Raw genomic sequence first — 16,846 nt, 5'->3', positions numbered from 1 at the left:
AANNNNANNNCNGNNNACGAGATGCTGGTGATCGATCTGGCCCGCCGCTTTCCCGGCATCGGCAGCTTCGGGCTCAATCCGGGGCTGATCCGCACCGATATCCGCGGCAACCTGCTGGGCGAGAACAGCCTGCGCCACCGCATCGTCGAAACCCTGATCGGCCTGCTGGCGCCGGATGCCGACAGCTATGCGCGCCGGATCGCCCCGCTCCTCCTTTCGCCCGATCTCGAACGGTTCAACGGCGCGATGTTCGATCGCAAGGCCCGCGCGATCCTGCCCACGGCCGCGCTGACGCCGGACCATATCGATCGCTTCATGGCGGCGTCGGAACGGCTGGCGCAGCCGTGGCTTGAAGGCGCCTCGTCGCCCCGGCTTTGACATGAAATCGCTGCCGGCGCATGGCTATGCCGTGGGAAGTCAGGCGCAGGTTCTGGATCGGTGACGGGCCGGAAATTCACGATATTCGCGATCGTTCTGCTGTTCGCGGGCTCGCTCGCCCTCAACCTCGCGGGCGCGGTCGATCGCTGGAGCTGGCTGATCCCGCCGGCGATGATCGCGGGCTGGTATGCCGCCGATCTGATGTCCGGCCTGGTCCATATGTATATGGATTACCGGCCCTGCCGCCCCGGCATGGGGCTGGACCGGCTCTATTTCTACGAAGGATCGCGCGAGTCCGATCATTATCAGGCGCTGTTCCGGCAGACGATGGCCCAGCTCTCCCCGCTCGAGCGGCTGGTCTATGATTTCAAGAACCACCATCCCCGCCCCAACGCGCTCGGCCGGCGGACGATGTGGCGGCAGATCGGATCGACGGTGATCGCGGGCGCGCTGCCTGCCTCGATCCTGCTCAACATCCTGTGGCTGGCGCTGCCCGTGCCCGGCTGGGCGGTGGCGGGCGCGATCACCTTCATCCTGGGCGGCACCTTCGCCCAATATTTCCACGGCACGCTGCACCGGGATCATAATCCGCCGGTGGTGCGGGCGATGCGGCGGCTGGGCCTGCTGATGACGCCCGCCGCCCACCAGCTCCACCACGACTCCCTCGCCCGCGATTTCGCCACCAATTGCGGCTGGTCGAACCCGGTGGTGAACCTGATCTTCAACGCCGCCACCCGTCGCGGCCTGCTCACCCCGGCGGGGCTGGAACCCACGGCCTGAAGGCGCGCGCCGACGACGCGCGCGCGCCTTCAGCTCAGCTGCAATTGGCCCCGCCCGATCCCACGCGGCGGATGGTGCACTTGGCGCCGCCGGTGACGGTCGCATTGCCCGATCCGATCACGGAGATGGCGGCGGTGGATCGCGCCGTCAGGTCGGCGTCGCCCGATCCCGCGATCGAGATGGAGGCGGTGTCCGCCTTCAGCCCCTGACCCCGGATCGATCCCGATCCGTTGATCGATCCGCTCACCGTCCGCGTGCTGCCGGCCACCGTCAGATTGCCCGATCCGTTGACCGAAAGGTCCACCGTCTCGCCTTCCACGGCGCCCACGCCCAGATTGCCCGATCCCGCGATCGACGCCGCGAATTCCCTGGCCTTGGCGTGATCCACGGACATGTTGCCCGATCCGGCGACGGTCGCGCCGCGCAGCGCCGGCAGGGTCACGATGAAGCGGGCGCTGCCGCGCGTGTTGGAATTCCAGCCTTCCTTGCGGCGGGCGAGGCGCAGCTCGCCGTCGACCACGCTCACCTCCAGCCGGTCGAGCACCGCACGGTCGCCCTCGGCGCGCACCGACACGGCAGGCCCCACCCGCACCGTCACGTCGTCAGGCCCGCGCAACGCCACCCGATCGAAGCCGGCGGCGGAGAATTGCCGCACGTCGCGCCCGCCGCCGCCATTGTCGGCCGCGGCCGGTCCACCGGCGTTGCAGGCCGCAAGCAAGGCCGCGGGCAGGGCTATAAGGGCAAGGCGCATCGGTCGATCCTCCACTGTGTTATGCAAGCAATACACAGCTTGGCGGGCGGCCTCAAGCCCGTTCCGCCCCTTCCCGCTCACCGCACCCGGATGCGCGGATCGGCCGCATCCCGCCGCATCCGCTTCAGGAACTCGCCCAGGGGCGCCGGCTCCGCCACCTCCGGTTCGTCCGACTGCGGCGGATTGGCCCAGAAGTCCTTCCAGGACGGCCAGAGCGCGTGGAACGTCCCCTCATAGGGCTCCCGCCCCGGCCAGCGCATCTTCATGTCGCCGATCGGCGACTTGTTCAGGTCGGTCGCATACCAGTAGCAGGGCAGCCGTCGCCGGAAATACCAGCGCCCGTCGATCCGTTCATAATTGTCCCAGTAGAGCATCTGCATGATCACCCATTCGGGGCCGGTCTCATGCTCGTTCTTGGAATAGACGACGCCATGTGCATGATCGGCATCGTCGAACTCGATCACATGGTTGCCGACATGATGGGACGTGCCCGTGAACTGCAGGCGAAGCGTATCGTCCAGCCACCGCTTCAGGTGGCTGCGACCCACCTTGTCGCGGCTCACGCGGATGTCGGGCGCAAACAGGTTCACGTGCGCGTCGAGATCGCGCATGTCGAGCGACAGGGAATAACGCGAAACGAGCTGACGGATCGCCTCGGTCGATTCGAGGCGGTCGATCCGGGTCTCGAGGTCTGTCATCATCCTGTATCTCCCGTCGTCTTTACGGCTTCCGGTTGCCGCGATCCCCTCGGCACGTCCAGCCCGGCGATGAAGGGCCGAAGGAACATGATTTGCTGAAGAGCCTCCAATCATCCCCCCGGATATTGTCGCTCATCCTTCTCGCCGGCTGCGTTGCGGGCGCGGCGATCGATGCCCATGCCGATGATTCCCCGCCGCCAACCAACTGGCGCGTCATCGCCACCAGCGCCGATCGCGAACGCCTGCGCGGCTGGCGGACGGCCTGGATCAAGGCGCTGGACCAGGTCGCCGCCGCCGGCCAGTCGCAGCAGATCGCCCCATTGGGCGCGCTGATGCAGCCTGATGCGGCCCAGCCCGGCGCCACGCCGCCGGCCGGCGACTATGCCTGCCGCGTCTTCAAGCTCGGTTCCCGCCGCCCCGCCGGGCCCGTGGTCACGACCCTGCCGCCCTTCACCTGCCGTGTCGCGCAGGAAGGCGGCATCCTCAGCCTCACCAAGCTGGAAGGCGGGCAGAAGCCGGTGGGGCTGCTCTTTCCCCAGGATGGCAGCCGCATGATCTTCCTCGGCACGATGATGCTGGGGGACGAACGGCGCGCGCTGGAATATGGTCGCGATCCGGAACGCGACATGATCGGCGCCTTCGAACGGATCGGCGACCAGCGCTGGCGCCTCGTCCTGCCCTATCCGCGCTGGGAATCGCTGCTCGACGTGGTGGAGCTGGTTCCGAAGGCGCGCGGCTGATCGGGCCTATCGCCCCGCTTCGCGCCAGCGCGCGGTGAGCTTCTGCGCGGCGTCGAGATCGGGGAGGAAATCCACCTCCTGCCATTCCATGCCGTGGATCGATGTCGTGCTGACGATGCCGAGCGGGGCGAGCTGGTCGATCAGCTTCAGATACCAGCTCGATACGCCTTCCGGCCCGTGCATCAGCGTATCGACCGCATCGACGAACACTGCCGGCCCCTGCCCCCGGAAGGCGAGGAAGCCGATCGACTCCGCATTGCATTCGGTGATGGTCTTGCCGATGCGCAGCAGCCGGTCGCCGTCGCGCAGCACCTTCATGTCGTCATCGTCATAGGCAGGCTTCTCGTCCACCGTCACGGTGATCGGCGCGGTCGCATTGTCGATCACCCTGCGGACGATATCGGGGCCGATCAGCGTATCGCCGTTGAGGATCAGGAAATCCTCCTTCATCTCCTCGCGCGCCATCCACACCGATCCGGTATTGTCGGCGACATGGTAGAAGGGGTTGTAGAGCGTACGCGCCCGCCGGTCAGGCCGGGCGGCGACCAGCGCGTCGACGAGATCGGAACGGAAACCGGTGACGATCACCGCCTCCTCCACGCCGGCGGAGAACAGCGCGTCGAGCTGCCATTCCAGCAGCGTCTTGCCCGAACAGTCGAGCAGGCATTTCGGCCGGTTCTCGGTGAGGGGCAGCAGGCGGGATCCCTTGCCCGCGCTCAGGATAACGGCCTTGCGGATGGTCATGATGCGCTCGCGCTGATGATGGGGACAGAATATGGCCCGCGCCTATCGCCCGCAATCGTGACTTTTCCGGGGCGGCGGCTATAGGCTCGGGCTTCCCGGCAGGCTGGCCGGCGGACAGGAAGGGCGGAGCGGCGGTGAACGAAACGGGCCAATGGACGGCGATCCTGCTCGCCGGGTCGCGGCCGGGCGGCGATCCCTTCGCCGAGGCTTATGGCGAACGCTTCAAGGCCCGCATCCCGATCGCGGGCGAGGCGATGATCGCCCGCATGGTGCGCACGCTGGCCGCCGTCGATCGCATCGGCCGCATCCTCATCCTCTCGCAGGAGCCCGAGGCCGTCGTCGCGGGCGATCTCGGCTGGATCGCCGATCACCCCAAGGTGCGGCTCCACGTCAGCGGCATGGGCATATCGCGCAGCATCGAGGCGGTCGCCGGCCGGCCGGAGGCGCCGTGGCCCGTGCTGATCGCCACCGCCGATCATCCGCTGCTGCTGCCCGCCGATGTCGATGCCTTCATCGATGGCGTGGGCGATACCGACGTGGCCGTGGCGATGGTGCCCGCCCGCGTGCTGCTGGCCGCCTATCCCGAGAACAAGCGCACCTGGCTGCGCTTCCGCGACGGCGGGTTCACCGGCGCCAACCTGTTCGCGCTCACCGGCCCGGCCGTGGCCCCGGCGCTGGAATTGTGGGCCGGCGCCGAACAGGACCGCAAGGCCGCGCGCAAGCTGATGATGCGCTTCGGCCCCTGCCTCGCCCTCCGCGCGCTCACCCGCACGATCACGCTGGCCGATGCGCTGGCGACGGCGGGGCGCCGGCTCGGCTTCCGGGTGAAGCCGGTGCTGCTCGACCGCGCCGAAGCGGGCATCGATGTGGACAAGGCCAGCGACTATGATCTCGTCGCCGGCATCCTCGCGAAGCGCGAAGGGCAAAACTCCGCCGGCTGATCGCCGGCGCGCCCGATCATTTGTCGATCAGCAGGCTCAGATGCTCGACGCGCGGCGGCTTGGCGAAACACGGCCCGGCCAGCCGCCGCCATTCCAGGAAGGCATCCGAATTGCGGAAGCCCACCATATGCGCATCGACCGATTCCCACTGCACCAGCAGCCGGAAACGGTGCGGATGCTCCATCGATCGGGTCACCTTCATGCCCAGGCAGCCGGGTGTCCGCAGGAAATGGCCCGAAGCCTCCTCCAGCACCGATTCGAACGCGGCTTCCTTGCCGGGGAGGATATCGATTTCAGCAAGTTCGAGGATCATGCCCTCCCCTTAGCGCAGCGCCGCGCGCTAGGCGAGCGGCTTCGCGGAAGGCCGGCCATCGCCCTTTTCCAACGCCCCGTGGACTTGCGGTTTCGCCCGGCCGATGGGACCGGTAACATTGCTGTCATCAAACGATCGACGATTACCCGCGAGGGTCGCGGGGAAGCGCCCGCTCCATCCCGGACGGGCGCTTCCTTCATTCTATCCCGCGCTCATCGGCCGCGCAGCGCGCTCACCGTGATCCCCGGCCCGATCTGCTCGATATCGGTCTTGAGGTGGAGCAGCGCCACGCCCGGCTGTTCCTGCGCGCGCGCCAGCGCGGGCGCGAACGCCGCCGTCTCCGTCACCGTCTCCGCCCAGGCGCCATAGGCCCGCGCCAGCGCGGCGAAGTCCGGGTTCACCAGGTCGGTGCCGGAAATGCGGGAGGGGTAGCGCCGTTCCTGATGCATGCGGATGGTGCCGTAACTGCCATTGTCGATCACCAGCACCAGCAGCTTCAGACCATATCGCACCGCCGTCGCCAGTTCCTGCCCGTTCATCAGGAAACAGCCGTCGCCGGCCAGCACCACCACCTGCCGCTCCGGCGCGCGCATCGCGGCGGCAACGCCCGCCGGCAGGCCGTAGCCCATGGCGCCAGCGGTCGGCGCAAGCTGGCTCACCGGGCCGGCATAGCGCCAGAAGCGGTGCCACCAGCCGGAAAAATTGCCGGCGCCGTTGCAGATGATGCTGTCCGCCGGCAGCGCCTCGCGCATCGCCGTCACGCAGGCGCCGAGATCGAGCGTCGCGCTGCCGGGCGTGGGCGTGGACCATGCCAGCCATTCGACATGGGCATCCTTGCCGGTGGTGAAGCGGATGTCCCCGCTGCCGGCATCGTCGCGGACCATCCCGCCCAGGGCAGCGGCGAAGGCCGCCATTCCCGCGCAGACGGCAAGGTCCGCGCGATAGACATGGCCCAGCTCCGCCGGATCGGGATGGACATGGATCAGCTTCTGGCCGGGATGGTTCGGGGTGACGAGGGTATAGCCATCGGTGGTGGCCTCCCCCAGCCGGGGTCCGACGACCAGCAGCAGGTCCGCCTCCTTCACCCGCCGCACCAGCGCGGGGCTCGGCCCATAGCCCAGATTGCCGGCATAGACGGCGCAATCATTGGGTATCGCATCCTGCCGGCGGAACGCCACCGCGACGGGCAGGCCGATCGCCTCGGCCGCGCTGGCGAAGTCGCGCGCGGCCTTGCCGTTCCAGCCCGCGCCGCCGATGATCGCCACCGGATCCTTGGCCTCGGCCAGCAGGGCCTTCACCTGGGCCATCGTCTCCGCGCCCACCGCCTGCTGCGGCGGCTCCACGCGGGGCCGATCGACCGCGCCGACCAGATCGGTCAGCATGTCCTCCGGCAGCGCCAGCACCACCGGCCCCGGCCGGCCGGACATGGCGACCGCATAGGCGCGCGCGACATATTCGGGAATGCGCTCCGCATCGTCGATGCGGGATGCCCATTTGGCGATGGGGGAGAACATCGCCGTGAAGTCGATCTCCTGGAAAGCCTCGCGGTCGCGGTCGCCGCGCGCGACGTCGCCGATGAACAGGATCATCGGCGTCGAATCCTGCATCGCCACATGCACGCCGATCGATGCGTTGGTGGCACCGGGGCCGCGCGTGACGAAGGCGATGCCGGGCCGGCCGGTCATCGCGCCGTCCGCCTCCGCCATGAAGCCGACGCCGCCTTCCTGCCGGGCGACGACCAGCTCGATCTCCGGCGTGTCGTGCAGGGCGTCGAGGACGGCCAGATAGGATTCGCCGGGCACGCAGAAGATGCGATCGCATCCCTGGGCGACGAGGGCGTCCACAAGGATCCGCCCGCCAGTGCGCTGATTGCTCATGATGCATCCATAACCCGCCCCGATCGGCGGAAAAAGGGACATCCCGCCTCCGCGTTTCCCGAGTGCGATTGCGTGGCGGACAATCGGGACAAGCTTCGATTGACGGCCATCCCCGCCTGCTTTTATCCCGCCGGCACAGAAGCGTTCAGGGGAGAGGAGAAGGCGTGGCTAACAAGATATATCCCGATGCTGCGGCGGCACTGGAAGGGCTGCTGTTCGATGGCATGACGATCGCGGCCGGGGGCTTCGGCCTGTGCGGCATCCCAGAACGGCTGATCGATGCGATCCAGGCTTCCGGCGTGAAGGGGCTCACCGTCGCCTCCAACAATGCCGGCATCGACAATGAAGGGCTCGGCAAGCTGCTGCGCACCCGCCAGATCGCCAAGATGATCTCCTCCTATGTGGGCGAGAACAAGGAGTTCGAGCGGCAGTATCTGGCCGGCGAGCTGGAGGTGGAATTCTGCCCCCAGGGCACGCTGGCGGAACGGATGCGCGCCGGCGGCGCCGGCATCCCCGGCTTCTACACCAAAACGGGCGTGGGCACGCTGGTGGCCGAAGGCAAGGAGTTGAAGGAGTTCGACGGCGAGACCTATGTGCTCGAACGCGGCATCCGCGCCGATCTTTCGATCATCAAGGGCTGGAAGGCCGACGAAGCCGGCAATCTCGTCTTCCGCAAGACGGCGCGCAACTTCAACCAGCCCGCCGCCACCTCCGGCAGGATCTGCGTGGCCGAGGTGGAGGAGATCGTGCCGGTCGGCAGCCTGGATGCGGACTGCATCCATCTGCCCGGCATCTATGTGAAGCGCCTGATCCTGGGCGCGCCCTATGACAAGAAGATCGAGTTCCGCACCGTGCGGACGCGGGAGGCGGCATGATGACGGAAGCAACCAAGGGCTGGACCCGCGACCAGATGGCGGCCCGCGCCGCGAAGGAATTGCAGGACGGCTTCTATGTCAATCTCGGCATCGGCATCCCGACGCTGGTGGCCAACCATGTGCCCGAAGGCGTGGAGGTGACGCTCCAGTCCGAAAACGGCATGCTCGGCATCGGCCCCTTCCCTTATGAGGACGAGGTGGACGCCGATCTGATCAACGCCGGCAAGCAGACGATCAGCCAGCTGCCGTCGTCCAGCTACTTCTCCTCGGCGGACAGCTTCGCAATGATCCGCGGCGGGCATATCGACCTTACCGTGCTGGGCGCGATGGAGGTTTCCGAAAGCGGGGACATCGCCAACTGGATGATCCCCGGCAAGATGATCAAGGGCATGGGCGGCGCGATGGATCTCGTCGCCGGCGTCAAGAAGATCATCGTGGTGATGGAACATAACGCCAAGGACGGCAGCCCCAAGTTCATCCCCGCCTGCACCCTGCCGCTGACCGGCAAGAATGTGGTGGACATGGTCATCACCGATCTCGCGGTGTTCCAGCGGCCGGACCACAAGTCCCCCTTCCGGCTGATCGAGCTGGCGCCGGGCGTGACGGCGGAGGAAGTCGCCGCCAGGACGACGGCCCATTATCTGAGCTGACCCATTATCTGAACTGAGGCGCCGTCGCCCGTTCCAGCGACCGGCGCCGGAACGGGCGGCCGCCATCCGATCCGGCAGCGATCCCGCCCGGCGGCGGCGGCGCAATTTCGTCGCAAGATCGCGCGGAATCGCATCTTCGTCGCGCGCCTCTGGCCGATCCGCCCGCGATCGGGCCTCTCCCGCCCCACATCCCGCGAGCCCCACCTTCGGGGCTCCCGCCTTGTGGGGAGGCCGGATTGGCTACGATTGCTCTTGCCCGCCGGCGCCGATGGGCGCCGGAACATATCTTCTATACCGGCATCGCGGCGTCGATGCTGGTCGCCGTCTTCATCGGCTTCGCGCCGTCCTGGTTCCTGGTGCCGTTCAACGGCCGGCCGGCTCATGTCCTGCCGCCGACGCCGCTGGTGCACCTGCACGGCGCGGTCTTTTCGGCGTGGATGCTGCTGTTCGTGGCGCAGACCGCGCTGGCCGGCGCCGGCCGCACCGACATCCACCGCCGGCTCGGCATGCTGGGGCTGCCGCTGGTCATCGCGATGATCGTCATCGGCACCCTGACCGGGCTTCACGGTGTCGCCCGCGCCTCCGGCCCGCCGATCGTGCCGCCCCTGTCCTGGGCGGCGATCCCGCTGTTCGCCGTGCCCGGTTTCGGCGGCCTGATCCTTGCCGCCCTGTGGAAGCGCCGGGCGCCGCAGACCCACAAGCGGCTGATGGTGCTCGCGATGGTGCCGATGATGGGCGCCGCCTTCGGCCGCATGCCCTGGTTCGCCGGGCTCAGCGGGATCGTGCTGGTGCCGGCGCTCTACATCGTCCTCGTCGCTTTGTGGGACATGGCGACCATCCGCCGCATCCATCGCGCGACCCTGTGGGGCGGCCTCTATGCGCTGGCGGCGATGGTCCTGCCCATCCTGGTCTGGCAGACGGAAGCCTGGCTCGGCTTCGCGCGCTGGGCCACAGCGCTCGTCGCCTGAAACGTCACGGGGCCGGGCGCGAAACCCGGCCCCGGATCGCGGCACGCGCCCCAAAGCGCGCCGCAACCCCTGTTTCCGCTCAGTCGTAATATTGCGCGGCGTAGCTGCGGAACTTCATGATCGGGCCGTCGCCGGCGCACAGGCGCGGCTGGGTCAGGTGCTTCTTATAGTCCAGCACCTTCAGGTCCTGTTCCACCTCGAACACGAAGCGCTCGACGAAGGCCTTGCCGATCTGCTCCATCGCCTCGGCATTGCCATTGTCCTTCAGGTAGAGCCGGGCCGTCTCCACCATCCGCTCCTCGTCGATCGGCGTGAAGGAGATCACGAACAGCGCCGTGAAATGCACGCCGTGATAGATCTGGGTCAGCAGCGACAGCGCGGAAAGGTTCATCTCGAACGAGGAAATCGGCGTCTCCTCGCCGGCGTCCGGGTCCGTCACATATTGCAGGCGCAGCCCGTAATCCCTGGGCTCGTAATTGGTGATGTCGGGCAGCGCGGCCGCATTGTGGAGCTGCGTGATGTGCGCGGTGTCGAAGATGTTCTCCAGCATGTCGCGGAAGGGACAGCGCGTCTCCCAGCTCTTCACCGCATAGCGCACCCATTTGTCGTCGCCGCGCAGCCCGCTCGAATCGAACGGCTCGAAGCTCGGCTTGCCGCCGGCCGGGTCGTGCCAGATCAGCACCATGCCGTCGGTCTCGCGCGTGGGATGCAGCGTCAGCCGCACGCTCGCCGGCACCGGCACGTCGGTATAGGGGATATGCTCGACCTTGCCGGTCGCGCTGTCGAATTCCCATTTGTGGAAGGGGCAGGTGATCCGCCCGTCGCACAACTTTCCGTCATGGCTGGCAAGATGCGCGCCCAGATGCGGGCAATAGGCGTCGGCCGCCTGCGCCGCACCGTCCTTCGTGCGGTAGATGATGAGCTGCTGGCCCAGCCAGCTCACCGGCAGCATCTTGTCGGCGGCCACATCCTCCGACTCGGCGATGCAATACCATCCGCGCGGATAGATGGTGTCGTGCGTCCGATAGCGCATCGGAATCGGGCTGATCGCATTCATTGGGCCTCTCCATTCTGTTTTCGGCAAAAGACATATCACGGGCCATATGATCGTCAATATTCCATACATATGTATGGCCTTGTCTTCGCCGCCGCGTCTGATAGCCAAGGTCCATGTCGATCGCGCCCAGCATCCAGGCCCGGCCCAGCCCGATCCCGCTTCGGGAACAGCAGCGCCGCGCCACCCGCGCGCGGATCGTCGATGCCGCGCTGGCGGTGTTCGAACGGCGCGGCATGGCGGCCGCCACGATCGAGGAGATATTGGGCGCGGCCGGCGTTTCCCGCGCCACCTTCTATGCCCATTTCACCGGCAAGCCCGATGTCGGCCGGGCGATCCTGGCGGACATGTGGGAGCGGGGAACCGGCCTCTACGTCCGCTTCGCCGAACTGCCGGACTGGTCGCGCCGCTCGATCCGCGGCTGGCTGGCGGAGGTCGGCGCCGCCTGGCGGGTCCATAATGACGGCATGCGCACCCTACTGCGCGAAATGCTGGCCGAGATTTCGGCGGATTCGAGCGCGCACGAGGCCGCCTTCGTCGCCGCGCTGATCGGGGATGGCGCGCGCTGGTCGGCCTTCACCGCCGATGAGGCGCGGCGGCGCGCGCAATTGCTGATCTTCCAGCTCGAACGCGCGATGATGGCGGTCCACATCCAGGGCTGGGAAACGGATTTCGAAGGGCTGCTCGATACGCTCGCCGATATCTGGGTGGCGACGCTGCGATCGGAAGGCGCCTGACGGGAGCCCGGCCTTCCGCCCTTATTTATCGAAATAATTGTCCCATTTCCGGCGCTTCTTCTTGCCCGCCTGCCAGGCCGAACGGACGGTGAAGCCGAAGCCGGTCAGGAACAGCAGCAGGGCCATCGCCTTGGCGCGATTGTCGCCCCCCATCAGCAGCAGCACGATCAGCGCGGCGATCGAAAGCAGGCTGAAGACTCCCCAGGCGGCAACCACCAGGTTGCGCTGCAGGCGGGTGACGGCCCGGCGCGGCGACGCCGCCACCAATATCAGGGCCGCGAACAGCATGATGCCCGCGACGATCGGGCTTACCGTATACTGGGCCAGGCCAAAGCCGAAATAGGCCGCCGCCAGCAGCCCGACGATCAAGGCAAAGAGGCGAGGTAAAGCCACGTTTTCCCCTTGCTACAGGTCCGCTCGATATCCTGCGTATCGTCTCTTTGCGATCCGGTCAAAGCACAACCATTTCGTCCCCGTCCCGCATTGGTGCGCCCCGCATTTCGCGTAAAAGCAGGGGAGGCGATTTGGTTTCACGCCTCCGCAACGATCGCGGATTCTCGCGGCAGAACGGCACCGATCAGGAACTCCACATTGCCTTCGGGGCCGGTGATCGGGCTGGGCGTGATTCCGGCCACATTCCAGCCACGTGCGGTCAGCCAGTCGGCCACCTCGCGGCACACCCGTTCGTGCACGTCCGGGTCGCGGACCACGCCGCCCTTGCCCACCTCTCCGCGCCCCGCCTCGAACTGCGGCTTGATCAGCGCGATCAGGTGCGCGCCGGGACGGGCGAAGCCCAGCGCGGCATCGAGCACCTTGGCCAGCGAGATGAAGCTCGCGTCGCAGACGATGACGTCCACCGCCTCCGGCACATGTTCGGCCGTCAGGTTGCGGGCGTTGGTGCGCTCATGCACCACCACGCGCGGGTCCTGGCGCAGCTTCCAGGCAAGCTGGTTGGTGCCCGAATCGACCGCATAGACCCGCGCCGCGCCGTTGGTCAGCAGCACGTCCGTGAAGCCGCCGGTGGAGGAGCCGACGTCGATCGCGATCGCGCCTGCCACATTCCAGCCAAAATGTTGAAGCCCATGGGCCAGCTTGACGCCGCCGCGCGACACCCAGGGATGGTCGCGGCCCTTCACCTCCAGCGCCGCATCGGGCTTCAGCGCCTGCCCCGCTTTTTCCACTTTCCGGTCAGCTACATAAACCAGACCTGCCAGGATCAGCGCCTGCGCCCGCGCCCGGCTTTCCGCCAGCCCGCGTTCCACCAGCAGCTGATCCGCCCGGATATTCTTCGTCATGGCGCCGTCCATGGCTGATCGGATTGCCGCAATAAAGCCATAATTGAGCGCCGCCCCTCTTGTTGACTGCAACGATAGAGATATCCTCCTCCCCAGCGAATCGCTTCGGGGGAGCTTCTTCCCGGTGCGGACAGGATCGGGAGACGACGCATGGTGCAGGCAATCTCCGAATTCAGCGGCCGGCGGCCGCTGGTGCTCACGGTTCCCGGCCTCAATGGTTCAGGCCCCGCGCATTGGCAATCGCTGTGGGAACAGAGCCGCGGCGATGTCGTGCGGGTGGAGCTGGGCATGTGGGATACGCCGCGCCGCAACCCCTGGGTCACCAAGCTCGATCAGGCGATCCGCTCCGCCGAACAGCCCGTGCTGCTCGCCGCCCACAGCCTCGGCTGCCTCGCCGTGGCGTGGTGGGCGGAACTGGCCGGACAGCCCTGGGGCTGGCCGGTCGCCGGCGCGCTGCTGGTGGCGCCGCCCGATGTCGACCGTCGCGACATGCCGGCCGAAGTCGCGGGATTCGCGCCCACGCCCCGGTGCAGCCTGCCCTTCCCCTCGATCGTCGTCGTCAGCGAGGACGATCCCTATTCCTCCGTCCAGCGCGGCTTCGATATGGCGCGGGACTGGGGCAGCCATTTCGTCAATATCGGTGCCTGCGGCCACATCAACGCCGCCAGCGGCATTGGCCTGTGGCAAGAAGGGCAACGCCTGCTCGATCGGCTGATCGGCACGGCGGAAGGGCCGATGGCGCAGGGCGCCGGCCTGAACGAGATCCTCGCGTCGCTGACGCATGAGGAGGCCGGGCTGCGGACGATCTGAGCAGCCGTCCGCAACCCGGCCCAACCCATCAGGCTTCGTTGACGGAAAGGGAGCCGCTCGATCCCAGTATATAGGGCTTCACCGTCGCCGGGCGGTTCGCATAGGCCGGCCGGCGCGCGGCGCGCAGCCGGGTCTTTGCGATCTCGGTAAAGCACACCCGGTCGGACTGGTTGCCGCCCAGCACATGATAGCTGCGCGCGCTTTCACCGACATAAAGCGCGACATGCCCGCCCTCGGGCCGCACGAAGGTCAGCACGTCGCCCAGCATCGGCTGGCCCGCCTCGACGCCGAATTTCCCCCAGTTCAGCGCCCAGAGCGGCCCGGACACCGGCTGCCGGGCCGCCCGCTTGGCGACGATCGCCATGAACAGCCCGCACCACGGCACGGCATCGGCGGTATAGACGCTGGCGACGGCGGGGTCGGCCAGCTCCCGCACCCATTGCATGATCACGGGATTGTTGCCCGGCCCCGGCTGCTCGCGCGTGTCGAGCAGCTTCAGCGCCTCCCGCAGCATGCGCGGCAAGGGATCGAGGCGTTCGAGGAATCGGTAAAGTTGAGGAAGTTGAGGCATCGGGATCGCTCCTTCTCCGGCTTCAAAACCGGAGAAGGCGATCATCCAGGCAATAAGCGCGCGGACCTTGCGCGATTATAGCGATTCCAGCCGTGTAGGACAGCCTTTCGGCCATGCGGCCCGGAAAAGCGCTTTCAGGCGCGGGCCTCCTGCGACACGCCGCCGCTATTTTTTCTGAGGGCAGCGAGGACGGTGGCGGTGATGGCGTTGTGGTCGAGGCCGGCCTGTTCGTATTGGCGCTCGGGCTTGTCCTGGTCCTGGAAGATATCGGGCAGGCGCATGGTGCGCAGCTTCAGGCCGCCGTCGATCAGCCCGGCGTCGGAGGCCAGCGTCAGCACATGCGCGCCGAGGCCGCCGATCGCGCCTTCCTCGATGGTGACCGCCACCTCATGGGTGGACAGCAGCCGGCGGATCAGCGCCTCGTCCAGCGGCTTGGCGAAGCGCAGGTCGGCGACGCTGGTGGAAAGGCCCAGGGCCTCCAGCTGGTCGGCCGCGCGCTCGGCCTCCGCCAGCCGCGTGCCGAGCGAGAGGATCGCCACCGTCTTGCCCTCGCGCACCAGCCGGCCCTTGCCGATCTCCAGCCGCTCCGGCGTGGCGGGGATGGCGNCGCCGGTGCCGTTGCCCCGGGGNTAGCGCACCGCGATCGGCCCCGTATCGTGCAGCGCCATGGTGTGGACCATGTGGGTCAGCTCCGCCTCGTCGGCGGCCGCCATCACCACGAAATTGGGCAGCGAGGCGAGATAGGTGACGTCGAAGCTGCCGGCATGGGTGGCGCCGTCCGCCCCCACCAGCCCCGCCCGGTCGATCGCGAAGCGCACCGGCAGGTTCTGGATCGCCACGTCGTGCACCACCTGGTCGTAGGCGCGCTGCAGGAAGGTGGAATAGATCGCGCAGAACGGCCGCATGCCGCGCGCGGCCAGGCCGGCGGCGAAGGTCACCGCATGCTGTTCGGCAATGCCGACGTCGAAGCAGCGATCGGGAAACGCCTTCTCGAACCGGTCGAGCCCGGTGCCCGACGGCATCGCCGCGGTGATCGCGCAGATCGTCTCGTCGCGCTTCGCCTCGGCCACCAGCGCATCGGCGAAGACGGCGGTATAGGCCGGCGGCCCCGGCGGCGCCTTGGCCTGCGCGCCCGTCACCACATCGAACTTCTGCACGCCATGATATTTGTCGGCCGCCGCCTCCGCCGGCGCATAGCCCTTGCCCTTCTGGGTCACGACATGAACCAGGATCGGCCCTTCGGAGGCGTCGCGCACATTCTCCAGGATCGGGATCAGGTGATCGAGATTATGGCCGTCGATCGGCCCGACATAATAAAAGCCCAGCTCCTCGAACAGCGTGCCGCCCATCGTCATGCCGCGGGCGAACTGGTCGGTCTTGCTGGCGACGTCGTGCAGCGGGCGCGGCAGCCGGCGCGCCACCTTCTTGGCGAGATCGCGCAGGGACAGGAANGGCCGCGACGAGACGATCCGGGCGAGATAGGCGGACAGCCCCCCCACCGGCGGCGCGATCGACATGTCATTGTCGTTCAGGATCACCACCAGCCGGTTGCCGGCCTGGGCGGCGTTGTTCATCGCCTCATAGGCCATGCCCGCCGACATCGCCCCGTCGCCGATCACCGCGATCGCCTTGCCCGGCGCGCCCGCCAGCTTGTTCGCCACCGCAAAGCCGAGCGCCGCCGAGATCGAGGTCGAGCTGTGCGCCGCCCCGAACGGATCATATTCGCTCTCGGACCGCCTGGTGAAACCCGAAAGCCCGCCGCCCTGCCGCAAGGTGCGGATGCGATCGCGCCTGCCGGTCAATATCTTGTGCGGATAGGCCTGGTGGCCCACGTCCCAGATCAACACGTCCCTGGGCGTGTCGAACACATAATGGAGCGCCACCGTCAGCTCCACCACACCCAGGCCAGACCCCAAATGCCCCCCCGTCACACCCACCGCCGATATCATCTCCGCACGCAACTCGGACGCAAGGGTGCGGAGCTGTTCCGGCTTCAGCCGGCGCAGGGCGTCAGGGGTGTCGACCGTGTCGAGGAGCGGGGTCTCGGAGCGTTCGGTCATGGATGCGGGCAATCCTTTCATGCCCTCCCCGTAGACCATCCTTCCGGGAAGGTGAACCGCGGCTGTCAGGATCGCGCAGGCGCATCCTGCGGCGGAAAATCAGGCCCCGGCGCAATCCGCGCAGGTGCCGTGGACCTCGATGATCGGCCGGGCCGCGGCGAATCCGGCCTTTTCCGCGGCACGGCGCACATTGCCGCTCAGGCTGTCGTCGTCGATATGGGTCGCCTGCCCGCAGGTGTCGCATACCAGGAAGATGCAGTCGTGCATGCAATCGGGATGCGCGTTGGCGACATAGGCGTTCACGCTTTCCACCCGCCGCGCGAGGTTGGAGCCCACGAACAGGTCGAGGATGCGGTAGATGCTGTTGGCCGCGATCCGCCGCCCTTCCGCCTTGGAAACCGCCTCGGCGATGTCATAGGCTGATGCCGGCCGATCGAACTGGACGAGCGCGTCGAACACCGCCGCGCGCATCGCCGTCCATTGCTGGCCCGATTTCTCCAATGCGTCGCGCGCGGCCGCCTTCAGCTCGGCGCCTTCGTGCAGGACGTGCGAATGGGCATCGGAATGCGCATGATTGTGGGCGTGGGCCATGGGCCAAATCTAG

Annotated in this window: 19 protein-coding genes; 8 read left to right on the top strand and 11 right to left on the bottom strand. The window is 67.5% G+C overall.

Annotated elements, in window-relative coordinates:
• The first annotated feature begins 438 nt into the window (after positions 1-438).
• The gene (locus BHE75_RS04705) at positions 439-1,158 is read left to right on the top strand and encodes a fatty acid desaturase CarF family protein (RefSeq protein ID WP_015459518.1); all 720 of its coding nucleotides are present in this window, start codon (positions 439-441) and stop codon (positions 1,156-1,158) included.
• 34 nt (positions 1,159-1,192) lie between these two features.
• On the opposite strand, the gene BHE75_RS04700 is transcribed toward BHE75_RS04705, so the two are convergent.
• Complete coding sequence (locus tag BHE75_RS04700; RefSeq protein ID WP_015459517.1) at positions 1,193-1,909, bottom strand: head GIN domain-containing protein; 717 nt, start codon at positions 1,907-1,909, stop codon at positions 1,193-1,195.
• 77 nt (positions 1,910-1,986) lie between these two features.
• Positions 1,987-2,610: a nuclear transport factor 2 family protein gene (locus tag BHE75_RS04695; RefSeq protein WP_139181641.1), complete on the bottom strand. Its 624-nt coding sequence runs from the start codon at positions 2,608-2,610 to the stop codon at positions 1,987-1,989.
• An 89-nt stretch (positions 2,611-2,699) separates the two neighbouring features.
• Here BHE75_RS04695 and BHE75_RS04690 point away from each other — a divergent pair, with 89 nt between their 5' ends.
• Positions 2,700-3,347, top strand: a complete 648-nt coding sequence (locus tag BHE75_RS04690) for a DUF4893 domain-containing protein (RefSeq protein ID WP_236626787.1) — start codon at positions 2,700-2,702, stop codon at positions 3,345-3,347.
• 6 nt (positions 3,348-3,353) lie between these two features.
• On the opposite strand, the gene BHE75_RS04685 is transcribed toward BHE75_RS04690, so the two are convergent.
• The gene (locus BHE75_RS04685) at positions 3,354-4,091 is read right to left on the bottom strand and encodes an NTP transferase domain-containing protein (RefSeq protein ID WP_015459514.1); all 738 of its coding nucleotides are present in this window, start codon (positions 4,089-4,091) and stop codon (positions 3,354-3,356) included.
• Between the two features lie 134 nt (positions 4,092-4,225).
• Between BHE75_RS04685 and BHE75_RS04680 the strand changes: the two genes are divergently transcribed.
• Positions 4,226-5,032 (top strand): NTP transferase domain-containing protein, encoded by an 807-nt coding sequence (locus BHE75_RS04680; RefSeq protein WP_070932737.1) that lies wholly within the window; start codon positions 4,226-4,228, stop codon positions 5,030-5,032.
• A 16-nt stretch (positions 5,033-5,048) separates the two neighbouring features.
• On the opposite strand, the gene BHE75_RS04675 is transcribed toward BHE75_RS04680, so the two are convergent.
• Together BHE75_RS04675 and BHE75_RS04670 are read right to left on the bottom strand one after the other, a co-directional pair.
• On the bottom strand, positions 5,049-5,345 hold the full coding sequence (locus BHE75_RS04675) for an antibiotic biosynthesis monooxygenase family protein (RefSeq protein WP_015459512.1): 297 nt from the start codon (positions 5,343-5,345) through the stop codon (positions 5,049-5,051).
• Between the two features lie 212 nt (positions 5,346-5,557).
• Positions 5,558-7,222, bottom strand: a complete 1,665-nt coding sequence (locus BHE75_RS04670) for a thiamine pyrophosphate-binding protein (RefSeq protein ID WP_070935500.1) — start codon at positions 7,220-7,222, stop codon at positions 5,558-5,560.
• Positions 7,223-7,386: 164 nt separating this feature from the next.
• Between BHE75_RS04670 and BHE75_RS04665 the strand changes: the two genes are divergently transcribed.
• The 3 genes from BHE75_RS04665 to BHE75_RS04655 all read left to right on the top strand — a co-directional run bounded on the left by BHE75_RS04665 (position 7,387) and on the right by BHE75_RS04655 (position 9,715).
• Positions 7,387-8,097: a CoA transferase subunit A gene (locus BHE75_RS04665; protein WP_015459510.1), complete on the top strand. Its 711-nt coding sequence runs from the start codon at positions 7,387-7,389 to the stop codon at positions 8,095-8,097.
• Positions 8,097-8,747 carry a 3-oxoacid CoA-transferase subunit B gene (locus tag BHE75_RS04660; RefSeq protein ID WP_041865433.1) on the top strand — a complete coding sequence of 217 codons (651 nt, stop codon included), beginning with the start codon at positions 8,097-8,099 and terminating at the stop codon, positions 8,745-8,747. Before BHE75_RS04665 ends, BHE75_RS04660 begins: the two co-directional genes overlap by 1 nt.
• A gap of 236 nt (positions 8,748-8,983) precedes the next feature.
• Entirely contained in the window at positions 8,984-9,715 is a 732-nt protein-coding gene (locus BHE75_RS04655; RefSeq protein ID WP_015459508.1) for a hypothetical protein, read from the top strand.
• A gap of 79 nt (positions 9,716-9,794) precedes the next feature.
• Here the strand turns inward: BHE75_RS04655 and BHE75_RS04650 are convergent, their stop codons facing one another.
• Positions 9,795-10,772 carry a Rieske 2Fe-2S domain-containing protein gene (locus tag BHE75_RS04650; protein WP_015459507.1) on the bottom strand — a complete coding sequence of 326 codons (978 nt, stop codon included), beginning with the start codon at positions 10,770-10,772 and terminating at the stop codon, positions 9,795-9,797.
• A gap of 113 nt (positions 10,773-10,885) precedes the next feature.
• Here BHE75_RS04650 and BHE75_RS04645 point away from each other — a divergent pair, with 113 nt between their 5' ends.
• On the top strand, positions 10,886-11,506 hold the full coding sequence (locus BHE75_RS04645) for a TetR/AcrR family transcriptional regulator (protein ID WP_070932735.1): 621 nt from the start codon (positions 10,886-10,888) through the stop codon (positions 11,504-11,506).
• A 21-nt stretch (positions 11,507-11,527) separates the two neighbouring features.
• Here the strand turns inward: BHE75_RS04645 and BHE75_RS04640 are convergent, their stop codons facing one another.
• Positions 11,528-11,899 (bottom strand): hypothetical protein, encoded by a 372-nt coding sequence (locus tag BHE75_RS04640; RefSeq protein WP_236626786.1) that lies wholly within the window; start codon positions 11,897-11,899, stop codon positions 11,528-11,530.
• A 137-nt stretch (positions 11,900-12,036) separates the two neighbouring features.
• On the bottom strand, positions 12,037-12,801 hold the full coding sequence (locus BHE75_RS04635) for a TlyA family RNA methyltransferase (RefSeq protein ID WP_070935498.1): 765 nt from the start codon (positions 12,799-12,801) through the stop codon (positions 12,037-12,039).
• 150 nt (positions 12,802-12,951) lie between these two features.
• On the opposite strand from BHE75_RS04635, the gene BHE75_RS04630 reads away from it, so the two are divergent.
• Positions 12,952-13,611: an RBBP9/YdeN family alpha/beta hydrolase gene (locus BHE75_RS04630; RefSeq protein WP_015459503.1), complete on the top strand. Its 660-nt coding sequence runs from the start codon at positions 12,952-12,954 to the stop codon at positions 13,609-13,611.
• A 28-nt stretch (positions 13,612-13,639) separates the two neighbouring features.
• Here the strand turns inward: BHE75_RS04630 and BHE75_RS04625 are convergent, their stop codons facing one another.
• The 3 genes from BHE75_RS04625 to BHE75_RS04615 form a co-directional block, all read right to left on the bottom strand.
• On the bottom strand, positions 13,640-14,182 hold the full coding sequence (locus tag BHE75_RS04625) for a TIGR02594 family protein (protein WP_070935496.1): 543 nt from the start codon (positions 14,180-14,182) through the stop codon (positions 13,640-13,642).
• Between the two features lie 134 nt (positions 14,183-14,316).
• Complete coding sequence (gene dxs, locus BHE75_RS04620) at positions 14,317-16,242, bottom strand: 1-deoxy-D-xylulose-5-phosphate synthase (RefSeq protein WP_070935494.1); 1,926 nt, start codon at positions 16,240-16,242, stop codon at positions 14,317-14,319.
• Positions 16,243-16,341: 99 nt separating this feature from the next.
• Positions 16,342-16,833 carry a Fur family transcriptional regulator gene (locus tag BHE75_RS04615; RefSeq protein ID WP_070932733.1) on the bottom strand — a complete coding sequence of 164 codons (492 nt, stop codon included), beginning with the start codon at positions 16,831-16,833 and terminating at the stop codon, positions 16,342-16,344.
• Positions 16,834-16,846 lie beyond the last annotated feature (13 nt).

This window comes from Edaphosphingomonas haloaromaticamans (assembly GCF_001853345.1).
GTDB classification, from domain to species: domain Bacteria; phylum Pseudomonadota; class Alphaproteobacteria; order Sphingomonadales; family Sphingomonadaceae; genus Sphingomonas_E; species Sphingomonas_E fennica.
Note: the sequence above shows the minus strand (reverse complement) of the source record. Positions and strands in the feature narration are given on the sequence as shown.

Excerpts from the sequence above, each read along its gene's own strand:
- BHE75_RS04700 (WP_015459517.1), bottom strand. The coding sequence starts at position 1,909 with ATGCGCCTTGCCCTTATAGCCCTGCCCGCGGCCTTGCTTGCGGCCTGC.
- BHE75_RS04695 (WP_139181641.1), bottom strand. The coding sequence starts at position 2,610 with ATGATGACAGACCTCGAGACCCGGATCGACCGCCTCGAATCGACCGAG.
- BHE75_RS04685 (WP_015459514.1), bottom strand. The coding sequence starts at position 4,091 with ATGACCATCCGCAAGGCCGTTATCCTGAGCGCGGGCAAGGGATCCCGC.
- BHE75_RS04675 (WP_015459512.1), bottom strand. The coding sequence starts at position 5,345 with ATGATCCTCGAACTTGCTGAAATCGATATCCTCCCCGGCAAGGAAGCC.
- BHE75_RS04670 (WP_070935500.1), bottom strand. The coding sequence starts at position 7,222 with ATGAGCAATCAGCGCACTGGCGGGCGGATCCTTGTGGACGCCCTCGTC.
- BHE75_RS04660 (WP_041865433.1), top strand. The coding sequence starts at position 8,097 with ATGACGGAAGCAACCAAGGGCTGGACCCGCGACCAGATGGCGGCCCGC.
- BHE75_RS04650 (WP_015459507.1), bottom strand. The coding sequence starts at position 10,772 with ATGAATGCGATCAGCCCGATTCCGATGCGCTATCGGACGCACGACACC.
- BHE75_RS04645 (WP_070932735.1), top strand. The coding sequence starts at position 10,886 with ATGTCGATCGCGCCCAGCATCCAGGCCCGGCCCAGCCCGATCCCGCTT.
- BHE75_RS04635 (WP_070935498.1), bottom strand. The coding sequence starts at position 12,801 with ATGACGAAGAATATCCGGGCGGATCAGCTGCTGGTGGAACGCGGGCTG.
- BHE75_RS04630 (WP_015459503.1), top strand. The coding sequence starts at position 12,952 with ATGGTGCAGGCAATCTCCGAATTCAGCGGCCGGCGGCCGCTGGTGCTC.
- BHE75_RS04625 (WP_070935496.1), bottom strand. The coding sequence starts at position 14,182 with ATGCCTCAACTTCCTCAACTTTACCGATTCCTCGAACGCCTCGATCCC.
- BHE75_RS04615 (WP_070932733.1), bottom strand. The coding sequence starts at position 16,833 with ATGGCCCACGCCCACAATCATGCGCATTCCGATGCCCATTCGCACGTC.